General features: G+C 66.5%; 8 protein-coding genes. 6 read left to right on the top strand and 2 right to left on the bottom strand.

The features are described from left to right. Positions 1 to 227 precede the first annotated feature (227 nt). Entirely contained in the window at positions 228 to 2,282 is a 2,055-nt protein-coding gene (locus AC5P65_RS18870; protein WP_111098271.1) for a glycoside hydrolase family 97 protein, read from the bottom strand. A gap of 237 nt (positions 2,283 to 2,519) precedes the next feature. Between AC5P65_RS18870 and AC5P65_RS18865 the strand changes: the two genes are divergently transcribed. The 6 genes from AC5P65_RS18865 (at position 2,520) to AC5P65_RS18840 (ending at position 9,319) form a co-directional block, all read left to right on the top strand. Continuing rightward, positions 2,520 to 4,712 (top strand): MGH1-like glycoside hydrolase domain-containing protein, encoded by a 2,193-nt coding sequence (locus tag AC5P65_RS18865; RefSeq protein ID WP_111098236.1) that lies wholly within the window; start codon positions 2,520 to 2,522, stop codon positions 4,710 to 4,712. Further along, complete coding sequence (locus tag AC5P65_RS18860; protein WP_021203052.1) at positions 4,709 to 6,196, top strand: MFS transporter; 1,488 nt, start codon at positions 4,709 to 4,711, stop codon at positions 6,194 to 6,196. Before AC5P65_RS18865 ends, AC5P65_RS18860 begins: the two co-directional genes overlap by 4 nt. After that, positions 6,196 to 7,911: an alpha-amylase family glycosyl hydrolase gene (locus tag AC5P65_RS18855; protein WP_111098237.1), complete on the top strand. Its 1,716-nt coding sequence runs from the start codon at positions 6,196 to 6,198 to the stop codon at positions 7,909 to 7,911. Before AC5P65_RS18860 ends, AC5P65_RS18855 begins: the two co-directional genes overlap by 1 nt. A gap of 126 nt (positions 7,912 to 8,037) precedes the next feature. After that, a complete protein-coding gene (locus AC5P65_RS18850; protein ID WP_021203054.1) occupies positions 8,038 to 8,424 on the top strand; it encodes an SseB family protein in 387 nt (128 codons plus the stop codon). Between the two features lie 140 nt (positions 8,425 to 8,564). After that, positions 8,565 to 9,029, top strand: coding sequence for a GNAT family N-acetyltransferase (locus tag AC5P65_RS18845; protein WP_021203055.1), 465 nt, complete (start codon positions 8,565 to 8,567; stop codon positions 9,027 to 9,029). Continuing rightward, entirely contained in the window at positions 9,026 to 9,319 is a 294-nt protein-coding gene (locus AC5P65_RS18840; protein WP_111098238.1) for a hypothetical protein, read from the top strand. Before AC5P65_RS18845 ends, AC5P65_RS18840 begins: the two co-directional genes overlap by 4 nt. 133 nt (positions 9,320 to 9,452) lie before the next feature. On the opposite strand, the gene AC5P65_RS18835 is transcribed toward AC5P65_RS18840, so the two are convergent. Next, a complete protein-coding gene (locus tag AC5P65_RS18835) occupies positions 9,453 to 13,037 on the bottom strand; it encodes an ABC transporter permease/M1 family aminopeptidase (RefSeq protein WP_478434489.1) in 3,585 nt (1,194 codons plus the stop codon).

Here is a 13,037-nt window from a genome sequence, read left to right as displayed (position 1 = left end):
GGGCCGTGAACGTGCGACGCGGTGGCCGCTGTCGTCGCCGCTATGGTAGGCAGCGCGTTCTTCGCGGGAATCACCCTGCATACGTATTCAATGGCGTTTGCAGGGATGTAATCGCTTTCAAGTGTCTCGTTCTGTAGAGCCGAGCCCATGCTCGGCTGCATTTCGGTGCTACGCACCGCCGCCCGAGCGTGGGCTCGGGCGCTACGGGGGCGCAGGCAGGAAAACGTTCAGCGGATCGGCGTGAAGCGAATGGCCTGCCCACCGCCCGGTGCCAGCACCAGCGTCAGTGCATCGGCGCTGGTCACTTCGCGGGTTTCGCTTGCGAACGCGAATGGATTGCTGCGGAAATCCGCGCCCTCGCCATCGCGGTAGATCTCGGCGCGATAACGCACGCCCGGCTCCAGGAAGCCCAGCGATACCGGCAGCACGCGGCCGTGCTCATCGGTGATGCTGCCGAGGAACCAGTCGCGGCTGTTGCGGTCGCGGCGCACGATCGTCACGTAGTCGCCCACTTCGCCATCGAGCACGCGGCTCTGCTCCCAGTCCACCGCCACGTCCTCGATGAAACGGAACGCCTCGCGATGCTGCAGGTAGTGTTCGGGCAGGTCGGCGGCCATTTGGATCGGGCTGTACAGCACCACGTACAGGGCCAGTTGGCGCGCCAACGTACTGGGGATGGCCTGGCCGTGGCGGCCCTTCAGGCTGAGGATGCCGGGGGTGTAATCCATCGGCCCGGCCAGCATGCGGGTGAACACCAGGTTGACCTCGTGCTCCGGCGGGTTCGGCGGCTGGCCCCAGGCGTTGTACTCCATGCCGCGTGCGCCTTCGCGCGAGATCCAGTTGGGGTAGGTGCGGCGCAGGCCGGTGTCCTTGATCGGCTCATGCGGGTTCACCGACAGGTGCCGGCGCGCGGCTTCCTGCACCACCTTCAGATGGTGGCGGGCCATGAACTGCCCGTCGTGCCACTCGCGCCACAGCGGTCCCCCTGCCGGATTGCGACGATCGACCTGGCCGTCGTCGCACACGTAGCCGGTCTTGAACTGGTCCACGCCCAGCCTTACATACAGGTCCAGCGCGGCACCCAACTGGTCCTCGTAGTGCTCGATGGCGCAGCCGGTTTCATGGTGGCCGATCAGGTGTACGCCCTTCTTCAGGCCATATGCCGACAGCGCTTCAATGTCGAAATCGGGCGTGGCCCGGGTGAAATCGAAGTCATAACCATTGCCCACCCACATGCCGTCCCAGCCCGGGTTCCAACCCTCCACCAGCACGCCACGGAAGCCGTGCGCAGCGGCAAAGTCGATCACCTTCTTCGTCTTGGCGGTGGTGGCCGCATGCTTCGGCCCGGTCGCCCAGCTCTCGTTGTCCAGGTGCATCGACCACCACACCCCGAGGTACTTGGCGGGCTTCACCCAGCTCACATCGCCCAGCGCGTTGGGTTCGTTGAGGTTGAGGATCAGGTCTGATTCGACCAGGCCACCGGCACGGTCGGCGATCTGCAGCGTGCGCCACGGTGTGGCGAAGGGCAGGGCGCGGCGTACCTTCCAGCCTTCGGCCGAGGGCGAGAGCTGCGCGCGCAGGCGCTGCCCCTCGGTGCGCCGCAGCCACATGCCGGCATAGTCCACCAGCGCCGCCTCGTGGATCGCCAGATGCAGGCCATCGCGGCTGCGCAGGGTCATCGGCGTATGCACCAGCGGTACTTCGCGTAGCGGCGTGCGCTGGTAGAGGTATTCGTAGTGGATCGGTTCGCCGGCGGGGATCCACCAGGCGGTGGATTCAGGCGCGATGGCAAACTCGGTCAGCTCGTCATCGATGATCGCTTCGCGCAGGTTCGGCTGTTCGGGGAACACATAGCGGAAGCCCAGGCCATCGTCGTAGGCGCGGAACACCACATCCAGCCGACGCTTGCTGCCGGTGGTTTCGGCCAGCTGCACGGTCAGCTCGTTGAAGTGGTTGCGGGTGAGCCGGCGCTCGCCCCACGGCTGCTCCCAAGTGTCATCGACGCTGCGCCGCTGCTGGCCAAGCAGGGCGAAATCGCGGTCCAGGCGGCCGTCGCGCAGGGCGAAGCCGAGCTTCGAATCCTCCACCACGGGCTCGCCGAAACGCTCGACACGGTAGCGTGCGGTGCCGCCGTCCAGCACCAGGGTGACCTTCAGCACCTTGCCGGGTGATTCGATGCTGGCGACCTGTGGCGCGGCCTGTGCCAGCGTGGCCCAGGCCAGCAGGGCCAGGCCGAGCAGGTGCGCGATTGCCGCGCGTACAGCAGTGGGTGACATCGGCAGTTCCCCTCCCAAGGCGCCGTTGGCAGACCCGGACCATAAGCCAGCGCGGCAGGCGCGCTACCGCGTGACGCCATGAATACGTATGCAGCTGGACGCAGCCGACAGCCCCGCGTCTACCATGGGGCCAAGGCACCTTGAGGGAGGGGCCGTGCCCGCCCGCCGGCAACGACGGTGCGGACCTACAACGCGTGCAGAGAGGGAGGGAGGCCGACGGGCGCAAGCCGGTCCGCCGCTTCGATGCTGAAGATCATTTGCCTGACCGCTGCCCTCGGGGCAGCGCTGGGATCGACCGCGCAGGCGGCCGACCTGCAATTCGACGGCCGCCAAGCGCGCGCCGAAGCCGCTGCCAACGGCAGCTTCGTGCTGCATGCGCCGAAAGGTGAGGTGCGTATCGCACCCATGCCGATGCGCAGCCAGACCGGTAGCGTGATGTTCGACGCGTTGTTTGCGCTGGCCCAGCAGGAGATGGGCCAGGACCGTGTGGACGCGATTCGCGACCCCGCGTTCGACGAGGGCCGGCCGGTGCCGTGCGAGTGCTTCCAGACCGGCGCGCGCTGGCCCTATGTGTGGACCCGCGATGTCAGCTTCGCCGCCGATCTGGCGCTGGCGCGGCTGGACCCGCAACGCACCCGGCAGTCGCTGCAGTTCAAGCTGTCGGCGGCGCGCGACGGGCACACGCCCGGCCTGTTCGTGGCGCAGGACACCGGTTCCGGCGGCAGCTGGCCGATCAGCAGCGACCGCGTGGTGTGGTTCCTGGCGGCACGCCACCTGCTGGAGGACCGAGCGTTTGCCGATCAGGTCTGGCAGGCGCTGCAGGGCACGCTGGCGCAGGACCGCGCGATGGTGTTCGACGCGCAGATGGGCCTGTACCGCGGCGAGACCTCGTTCCTGGACTGGCGCGAGCAGACCTATCCGGACTGGACCCGCGAGGACGTGCGCTTCATCGGTGATTCCTACGCACTGTCCACCAACGTGCTGCACTACCAGGCACTGCGCCTGGCCGAACGCCTGGCCGGGCAGCACGGCGATGCCCGCGCGGCCGAGTACAAGGCGTGGGCCGATGCGTTGGCGCAGCAGATCGATACGCGCTTCTGGCGCGAAGACATCGGCCAGTACATGAGTTACATCGGTGAAGCCGCGCACCCGGTGCCGTACGCCAAGGTGGATCTGCTCGGCCTTTCGCTGGGCATCCTGGCCGGGGTGCTGCCGCCGGAGCGCGCGCGGCGTGCGCTGGCGGCGTATCCGATGGGCCCGGCCGGCAGCCCGGTGGTGTGGCCGCAGGAGGCGCAGCAGCCGATCTACCACAATCGCGCGATCTGGCCGTTCGTCAGTGCGTACTCGCTGCGCGCGGCGCGGCAGCTGGATGATGCGCCGCGCATCGCCGCCGAAATCCGCTCGTTGATGCAGGGCGCCGCGCTGGCCGGCTCCAACATGGAAAACTACGAGCTGGTCAGCCAGGCCGTGCATGTCGAGGAAGGCGCAATGAGCGGCCCGGTGGTCAATTCCGAACGCCAGCTGTGGTCGGTGGCCGGCTATCTGTCGATGGTGGTCGAAGGCGTATTCGGCGTGCAGGACGATGGCCGCGTGCAGCCCAAGCTGCCGGCCGTGCTGGTGCCCGAACTGTTCGGCAAGCAACGCCGCATCTCCCTGGAGGCCAACGGCAAGCGTTATGTGCTGGAGCGGCCGAAGCAGCTGGCCGATGGATTGCTGGTAGCGGGCAAGGTGAAGATGCGTGGTGCCACCACCACCGTGCAGCTGGTCCCCGCAGCAGCGGCGCCGCGCAGCGTAGCAATGACGGCCGACGCCAATGCGCGCGCACCGGCCACGCCGGCCGCACCGCAGGCGCGGCGCAAGGGCAGGGGCTGGAACGTCGAGGTCGCTGCCGGCCAGGTGCTGTGGCAGGACGGTCGCGCGCTCACCGCCAGCAACGGCCAGGCGCACATCAGTGACGATGGCCTGCAGCATTGCCTCAGCCTGACCCGGCGCGACAACGCATTGGAATCGCTGCACAGCCCGACGGTCTGCGTCGGTCCGCAGCAGGTGCTGAAGGGCGAGGATCGCTGGCAGTTCACCTCGGCCAAGGCCGGGCAGGTGCGTCTTCGCCTGCAGTACCGCAATCCGAACGGGCCGATCAACACCGGCGTCACCGCTGCGGTGAAGCAGCTGGTGCTGCAGTGCCCGGGCCAGCCGTTGCAGCGGCACACGGTTACGCTGCCGCACAGCGTGGCGGTGCAGGACTCGACTTCGGCAACGTTCGTTGTGGCCAAGGGGCAGTGCACCGTCGCGCTCGAAGAAGGCTTCAACATGAGCGCGCTTGAACATTTCGCGCACTACACCGGGGGCAAGGGTGGCCGCGAAGGCGTGCTCAACCAGGCCCAGGTGCAGGCGCTGACGGTGGCGCCGGTGGCGATGGAAGAGGGTGCACGATGAATCGCACGGCAAAACCGCAGCTGTCGTTCTGGCAGATCTGGAACATGTGTTTCGGCTTCCTCGGCATCCAGTTCGGATTCGCCCTGCAGAACGCCAATGCCAGCCGCATCTTCGAGACGCTGGGCGCGGATATCGACGCGGTGCCAGGGCTGTGGATTGCCGCGCCGCTGACCGGCCTGCTGGTGCAGCCGGTAATCGGCTACCTGTCCGACCGCACCTGGACGCGCTGGGGGCGCCGTCGTCCGTACTTCATGATCGGTGCGGTGTTGACCACGCTGGCGCTGCTGGTGATGCCGAACTCGCCGACGCTGTGGATTGCAGCCGGCACGCTGTGGGTACTGGATGCCTCGATCAACGTATCGATGGAGCCGTTCCGTGCCTTCGTCGGTGACCAGCTGGCGCCACGCCAGCGTCCGGCCGGCTATGCCATGCAGAGCTTCTTCATCGGCGTGGGTGCCATCGTCGCCAGCTTTCTGCCGTTCATCCTGGCCCACTTCGGCGTTGCCAACACCGCGTCCGCCGGGGAAGTGCCCGACACTGTGCGCTATGCGTTCTACTTCGGCGCGGTGGTGCTGCTGGCGGCGATCACCTGGACGGTGGTCAGCACCCGCGAATATTCACCGGCGGAGCTGGCCGGGTTCGATGATGCCGAGCCACCGGAACATCACGCGGCGGCCGCGATCAACGGCCCGGCTCCATGGACGCGGGTGACCCTGTGGCTTGGGCTGGGTGTGCTGTTGGCGCTGCTGATCGCCTGGCGGCAAGGCGACCGGATGCTGTACGTGCTGGCCGGCCTGTGCGCCGGCTACGGCCTGCTGCTGGCGGCCGCGCGCGCGCTGCCGGCCACGCATATGCTGGCCGCCATCGTCGGCGACCTGCGCGCGATGCCGGTCACCATGCGCCGCCTGGCGTGGGTGCAGTTCTTCTCGTGGTTCGCGCTGTTCGCCATGTGGATCTACACCACCGCTGCGGTGGCCGGTACCCACTTCGGTTCGACCGATCCACAGTCTGCCGCCTACAACGAAGGTGCCAACTGGGTGGGCGTGCTGTTTGGCGCCTACAACGGCTTCGCTGCGCTGGCGGCGGTGCTGATTCCGCCGATGGTGCGTGCGATCGGCCTGCGCTGGAGCCACCTGGTCAACCTGTGGCTGGGCGGCGCCGGCTTGGTCTCGCTGATGTTCATCCGCGACCCGCACTGGCTGCTGCTGTCGATGGTCGGCGTCGGCTTTGCCTGGGCCTCGATCCTGTCGTTGCCGTATGCACTGCTGTCCGACAGCGTGCCGGCGTCGAAGATGGGCGTGTACATGGGCATCTTCAATTTCTTCATCGTGATCCCGCAGCTGGTGGCGGCCAGTGCGCTCGGCTTTGCCCTGCGCGCATGGCTGGGTGGCCAGCCGATGCATGTGCTGGTGCTGGGCGGCTGCAGCCTGTTCCTGGCCGGCCTGTGCGTGCTGCGGGTTCCGTCCCGTCCGGAGGTAGTGTGATGCGTGCTGCGTTGGCTGTTGCTGTTTCCCTTGCCCTGTTCGCCGGCCAGGCCGTGGCCACGCCGCGCCCGGACTACGTCGGCACCACCGAGCCGTTCGCCAGCGATGCGGTGTACTTCGTGGTCACCGACCGCTTCGTCAACGGTGACCCGGCCAATGACCATCGTGACCAGGGTGGCGCGCACCGCACCTTCGACATCCCAGTGCCGTGCCCGGACAAGGTGGACGGCAACATCGGCTACCTCGGTGGTGATTTCCGCGGTGTGCTCGACAACGCGCAGTACATCCGCAACCTCGGTTTCGGCGCGGTATGGATCACGCCGATCGTCGACAACCCGGACGAGGCGTTCACCGGCAGCAGGCCGATCAGCTGCACCAGCACGCTGACCGACCGCGGCAAGACCGGCTACCACGGGTACTGGGGCATCAACTTCTACAAGCTCGATGAGCACCTGCCCAGCAAGAACCTGGATTTCGCCGGGCTGACCAAGGGCCTGCACGGTGCTGGCTTGAAGGTGGTGCTGGATATCGTGGGCAACCACGGCTCGCCGGCCTGGACCATGCCGACGCGACAGCCGCAGTTCGGCCAGATCTTCGACAAGGACGGAAAACTGATCGCCGACCACCAGAATCTGCCGCCGCAGAAACTGGATCCGAAGCACAACCCGCTGCACGCGTTCTACAACAACATTGGACCGGTCGACAGCAAGGATGGCTCGATCTTCGATGGCAACCTGGCTGAGCTGTCCGACTTCAACCAGGACAATCCGGCGGTGATGGACTACCTGGTCGGCGCCTACCTGCAATGGACCGCGCAGGGCGTGGACGCGTTGCGCATCGACACCATCGGCTGGCTGCCGCACCCGTGGTGGCATGCCTTCGTCAAGCGCATCCGTGCCGAGCACCCGGGCATGTTCATGTTTGGCGAAGCCTTCGACTACAACGCGGCGACCATTGCCGAGCACACCTGGCCATCCAATGCCAACGTGAGCGTGCTCGATTTCCCGTTGCGCGGCGCACTGGAGCAGACCTTCGGCACCGCCAACAAGGGCTTCGAGACCCTGGCTGAGCCACTGCACCTGAGCGGTGGCCCGTATGCCAATCCGTACGAGCTGATGAGCTTCTACGACAACCACGACATGCCGCGCCTTCAGGCCAGCGACACCGGCTTCATCGACGCGCACAACTGGCTGTTCACCGCGCGCGGCATTCCGGTGGTTTATTACGGTTCGGAAACCGGCTTCATGCGCGGCCGCGCCGAGCATGCAGGCAACCGTGCCTACTTCGGCCAGCCGCGCGTGGACGCTGCACCGCAGAGCCCGATCTTCGCGCCGCTGCAGCGCATTGCCAAGCTGCGCGAGGTCACCCCGGCCCTGCAGCGCGGCCTGCAGGTGAACGAACGCCTGCAGGGCGATGAGGCGGTGTTCTTCCGCGTGCTGCAGCACGGTGACGTGGCGCAGACCGCGCTGGTGCTGCTGAACAAGGGCGACCAGGCCAGGACGCTCACCGTGGCGCGTTACGTCCAGTCCGGCCGCTGGCGCGATGCACTGGACGGCGGTTCGTTGCAGGTGGATGCCTCCCTGGAGGCCGAAGTGCCCGCACACGGCGTGAAGGTGTATGTGCTGGATGCCGCCGTGCAGCAGCCAGCGCTGCAGGCCGAGCTGGACAAGGCGATGACCGACCAGAAGGCTCGGGACCAGCGTCTGGGACGGTGAGGGCGCCGCCGGGCATGGCCCGGCGCTACCGCTCTGGTGGGTGCCAACCTCGGTTGGCACGCTCTTCGAGCAGTCGAGCAGGCTCGACCCTACAATAGGCCCCCCCTCACGCCCCGCCGTACCGCCATGACCGACCTCGCCCCGCAGACCCCGATCGAAACCCTGCTGAAGGCGGCGATGGACGGGGCGGTGCCGATCCGCGCCTTCATGGAGGCCTTCGTCGCTTCCGAGGTGGTACTGCTGACCGGCAGCCTGGTGACCCCCGATGGCAGCGGCTTCGACCCGCTGCTGTTCGACAAGCAGGGCACCCTGCACGTGGCCGTGTTCACCGATCCGTCGCGGGTGGGCATCTACAGCCAGCAGGCCGAACACCAGATCCGCTGGCGGATGCTGGACGTGCTGCGCCGCGTGCCGGGTGGCTACGGCGTGGTGATCAACCCGGGCACTTCGCTGGGCTTCGAGATCTCGCCCAGCGGCGTCGGCGAGATCCTGAAGGACTTCGCCCAGGGTTGATTGTCATGTAGAGCCGAGCCCATGCTCGGCTGCCGTTCGCGCAATGCCGGATCAGTCGAGCACGGCGCGACTCTACAGAAGGCTTCCCTTCGAGCGCCGTCCGTGATCCTCTTGGGCAATATCGGGATCAAGGCATTGCCATGGAATTCAGGGTATTACCCGCTGGCGCACCGGAACGGCAGCAACTGGCCGAGTGGTACCACGCACAATGGGGCCAAGACGCGGGCCTGTCGCTGGAACAGGAACTGCAGCGGCTCAATCCGCCGCAGGACGCCGGAGGTTTCCCGCACCTGATCGCCGCCTTCGATGGAGACCAGTTGGTTGGTGCCGTGCAGCTCAAGCGCAGGGAGATGCAGGCATTCCCGCAGTATGAACACTGGCTGGGCAGCGTGTTCGTGGCCGACAGCCATCGGGGCCGCAGGCTGGCCAGTGGGCTGGTCCAGCAGGCAGCGGCGCAGGCGGTTCGGATGGGCGTTTCCGAGTTGTATCTACAGACCGAAGCGCTGGATGGCGGCCTGTACGCTCGGCTGGGCTGGAAGCCGCTGCAGGAAGCCGACAACCGCAGCTATCGCGTGCTGGTGATGGTGCGCAGGTTGGCCGCATGAACGCATCCAAATCGCGTCATTCCCGCTCTGCGCTGATCTTCCTGATCGCGGCGATCGTTGCCGCGCTGGTGTCCATGCCCCTGCTGCGCGCGGTGGGCATGGTGCTGTGGCCGGTGTTCGTGGTTGCCTGGCTGATCAACCTGGGCGCGGCCTGGCATCTGGCCCAGTGGGCACGCCAGCAGGGCCGTTCGGCGTGGGCGTTCGGGTTACCGGCGGTGCTCGGCACCGTCGCCTCGGTCGTGGTCTTCGTGCTGCTGGCGTTGCTGGGGCCGAAGGCCGCGGTGCACTGAATTTTCGCGGCTGCCGTAGACAATGTGCCGAGCATGGCTCGGCACTACAGGAGGGCCAAGCCAAACAGCAAAGCCGAGCCAAGCCCGCACGTGCTGCGTGGAACGCTGGCGCACAGGCCGGCGCCCCGTTGCCTCACATCGTTACCTTGCGCCGATTGTCATCGCTCACCCGGTCGATCAGCTTGTTGTAGGGATCGAAGCCTGCTTCGTCGGGCTTTTCATCCACCGTCACCGTGATCTTCGGCGCGGCGCTGGTGATGTGGTGGCGCTGCAGGTACAGCACCTTCTGGTCGCGCTCCTTGCCCGACGGCCCATTGGCGAACACGCCGATCTCCACCCAGTCATCCATCTTGCCGGCGGTCTCCTTGCCCTTGCCATCGGCATACTGCTTGCTGGCATGCAGGTCCAGGGTCACGTCGTAGCGACCGTCATCGCGCTTGCGGGCGCTGGCGGCCATCACGCGGTTGTCGTAGAAGCTGATCTTCTCGAACAGGTCAGTGACCAGCTGCTGGCGGTCGGCCGGGGTCTCGGCACGGATGTATCTCAGCAGTTCGCGTGAGGTGGTGTACGGCGGCTGCTGGTAGCCCTTGTCCTGCAGGAAGCGCTTCAACGCGCGGTTCAGGGCCACTTCGCCGATCTCTTCACGCAGCCGGTAGAACACCAGCGAACCCTTCTGGTAGTGGATGTACTGCTGGTTCTCCACGCGCTCCAGCGGCTGTTCCTCGATGGCCTCGCCGCCGCGGCCGGACAGGTAACCGTCCAGTTCGCGCTTGAGGAACTGACGCATGTGCTGGCGGCCGTACTCCTGCTCCATCACCATCAGTGCCGAATACTGCGACAACGATTCGGACAGCACCGTGGCGCCCTGCACGTTGGCACCGATCACCTGGTGCGCCCACCACTGGTGTGCGATTTCGTGCGCGGTCACGTAGAACACGTAGTCCACCTTGTCCGGGTCACGCAGGTCGGCGATGAAACCGATGGCTTCGGAGTAGGGGATGGTGTTGGCGAACGACTGCGCGAAGCGGGCATAACCCGGGAACTCGATGATGCGCACCTGGCGATGCTGGTACGGGGTGAAGTTCGCCTCGTAGTAGGCCAGCGATTTCTGCACCGCTTCGATCATCCGCTCCACGTTGTAGCCGTGCGCCGGGTCGAAGTAGACCTCGATCGGTATGTCCTTGTACTTTGCCTTGCGCACCTCCCAGCGCGCCGACAGATAGGCGTAGAAGTTCAGCATCGGTCGATCCATGGCATAGCTGAAGCAGCGCCGGCCATTGACCGTGCTCTCATGCTGCAGATAGCCCGGGGCCAGCGCCACCTGGTCCGGTGCCGTGCAGATCGTGGTGCGGAAGTCGAGCCAGTCGGCATCGTTGGCTATGTACGTGTTGGCACGCGCGGCTTCGTCTTCCAGCTTGGGCATGCGCCGCGGCTCACCCAGGTCGCGCTTGCGCCGCTCGTTGCGGTCGGTGATCTCCGCGCCCTCGTTGTAGCCGAACGACGGCAACACGCGGCTGTTGAAGAACGTGCCGTTGTCCACGATGTTGCTCGGCGCCTGGCCGGCGGTGATGCCATTGGGCTTCTGCACCACCCGGAAATGGACACGGCGGCTTTCGCCCGGTTGCAGAGGCTTGTCCAGCCGATAGATGCGATACCCCAGGTCCTTGGCATGGAAGGCCATCGTCTGTCCGCCAAGATCGGCGGCTACCAGCTGTTTGTCATCGCCCATCGAGACATGCAGTTCCGGGATCGGCTGCGCGTGGAGATTGCGGATCGTCCAGTTCGCATCGATCACCATCGACTGCGATTCGGGGGACAGGTCCACGCGGTTGTCCACCGCCACGATGCGGGGCTGCGGCAGGTTGCGGTACTTCGACAGCTCGCGCTCGTAGCGGGCCTGCAGATCCAGCTGCTGGTCCGGAGAAAGGAACTCGTTGCGGATGTTGGTGCTCCAGTACAGCCAGCCCCCCACGCCGACGAACGCCACTGCTGCCAGCGCTGCAAAGGCGCCGGTCGGGCCGCGCAGGCGGCGGCCGGCCAGAGCCAGGCGCTGGCGCAGGCCCTGGCTGACACCCCGTACCCAGAAGGCCGACGCCAAGCACATCAGCGTCAGCAGGAACAACGCCCAGTAGCCCTGGAACGCCAGTTGCCCGGTCAGGAAGTGGCCGTAGCCGTTCATGTCCGAATAGGGCGCGTTGGGCCAGCTGCCGAAGTTGTACAGGTTCTGCGTGTAGTCGAGCAGGCCGAGCACGCCCTGGCCGATCATCACCACGATCAGCAATGCGTATCCGACGAACTTGTTGTTGGTGAGCACCTGCAGCACCAGCGCCAGGCCCCCCATCAGGATGTAGACCACCGAATCCAGCGCGAGGCTGCGCAGGTACAGCAGCGGCTCCAGATGCGTGTAGCCCTTGGCCAGCTGCACGCCCATCGCGGCCAGCGCGCCGGCGGCCTGGAAGCAGATGATCACGGCCAGCAGTGCGGTGAACTTGGCCAGCAGAGGCACCCAGTTCGGCACCGGCATGGCATCGGTCACTTCATTGATGCGCGCACTGCGTTCCTTCCAGACCAGCTCACCGGCGAAGAACAGCACGATGATCACCAGCAGCCAGCTGAAGGCCCCCTGCAGGCCCATGATCATCTGCGAGGTGACCGGCCAGATCGAGGTGCCGTACAGGGTCTGCCGGAATAGCGCGCTGGGCAGGAAGTTGGCCAGGCCCAGTACCAGCAGCACGATGAACGGCACGCTGCGCAGGACACCGCGTGTATCGAAGCGGACTTGGCGCAGGAACTGCTGCCACGCCGTGCTGGCAGTGAACGCCGGTATCACGCGCGGCAGTGTCGCGCGGGTGGGACGGACCACGCTGGCTTCGGAAGCCGGTTGCGCCTGCCTGCGGCTCCAGCGCCGACGGCCACTGCCGCTGCGTTCGGTGCGGAACAGCGCGAAGGTGGCGGCAAACAGCGCGGCAGCCACGCCCAACCACAGGGCGCGATTGGCCAGCAGGTAGCCGGCCAGCTCGGGGACCCCGCTGTTGCGTTCGGCGGTGGACCAGTAGCGGATGGTACGGCCGAGTGCGCGCATGCCCAGCGGTTCGCTCAGCACCGCGATCCACGTATTGTCGATGTCGCGCAGCAGGGCCGCGCTGGCGCCGTACAAGACCAGGTAGGCCACCAGGCCGATGTAGACCCAGAGGATCGAGCGGGTCAGCGCTGCCAGCAGCGACAGCAGCGCGGTGGTGAACAACAGGTTCGGAATGACGACGACCGCGAACGTCCAGGCATAGCCCTGCCAGCTGATCGGGCCCATGCGCTCGGGATCGACCCACGGCATGAACGGCGCCAGCCACAGGCCGAATGCGATCAGGATGTAGACCAGCAGCCCGGCCGCCAGGGCGGCAGCGATGCGCCCGGCCAGGTAATCGCGGCGCTTCACCGGGCTGGCGAAGATCAGTTCGGCAGTGCCGAGTTCGAAGTCACGCAACAGCGCGTTGCTGACGAACAGGGCGGTGACCAGCATGCCGAGCAGGGTGAAGATGCCCAGCATCTGTGCGATCACGGTGGGCGCGTTGCTGTGCACGTTGCCGGTGCCGCCACCGATCTGCACGGCGTCGCTGGACGCGGCGGCAAAGGCAAGCAGGGCGAACAGCCCGGCCAGCAGCCACAGCAGCGGGGATCGCAGCTGCTCGCGCAGCTCGAAGCGGAAGAAGTTGAGGATCAT

Source organism: Stenotrophomonas sp. YJH_SMC_48-3, from assembly GCF_059369375.1.
The sequence above is the reverse complement of the archived record's forward strand: the minus strand, read 5'-3'. Positions and strand labels throughout refer to the sequence as shown.

Bases quoted from the DNA above. Each gene is read 5' to 3' on its own strand.
- AC5P65_RS18865 (WP_111098236.1), top strand. From the start codon at position 2,520: ATGCTGAAGATCATTTGCCTGACCGCTGCCCTCGGGGCAGCGCTGGGA.
- AC5P65_RS18860 (WP_021203052.1), top strand. From the start codon at position 4,709: ATGAATCGCACGGCAAAACCGCAGCTGTCGTTCTGGCAGATCTGGAAC.
- AC5P65_RS18855 (WP_111098237.1), top strand. From the start codon at position 6,196: ATGCGTGCTGCGTTGGCTGTTGCTGTTTCCCTTGCCCTGTTCGCCGGC.
- AC5P65_RS18850 (WP_021203054.1), top strand. From the start codon at position 8,038: ATGACCGACCTCGCCCCGCAGACCCCGATCGAAACCCTGCTGAAGGCG.
- AC5P65_RS18845 (WP_021203055.1), top strand. From the start codon at position 8,565: ATGGAATTCAGGGTATTACCCGCTGGCGCACCGGAACGGCAGCAACTG.
- AC5P65_RS18840 (WP_111098238.1), top strand. From the start codon at position 9,026: ATGAACGCATCCAAATCGCGTCATTCCCGCTCTGCGCTGATCTTCCTG.
- AC5P65_RS18835 (WP_478434489.1), bottom strand. From the start codon at position 13,037: ATGATCCTCAACTTCTTCCGCTTCGAGCTGCGCGAGCAGCTGCGATCC.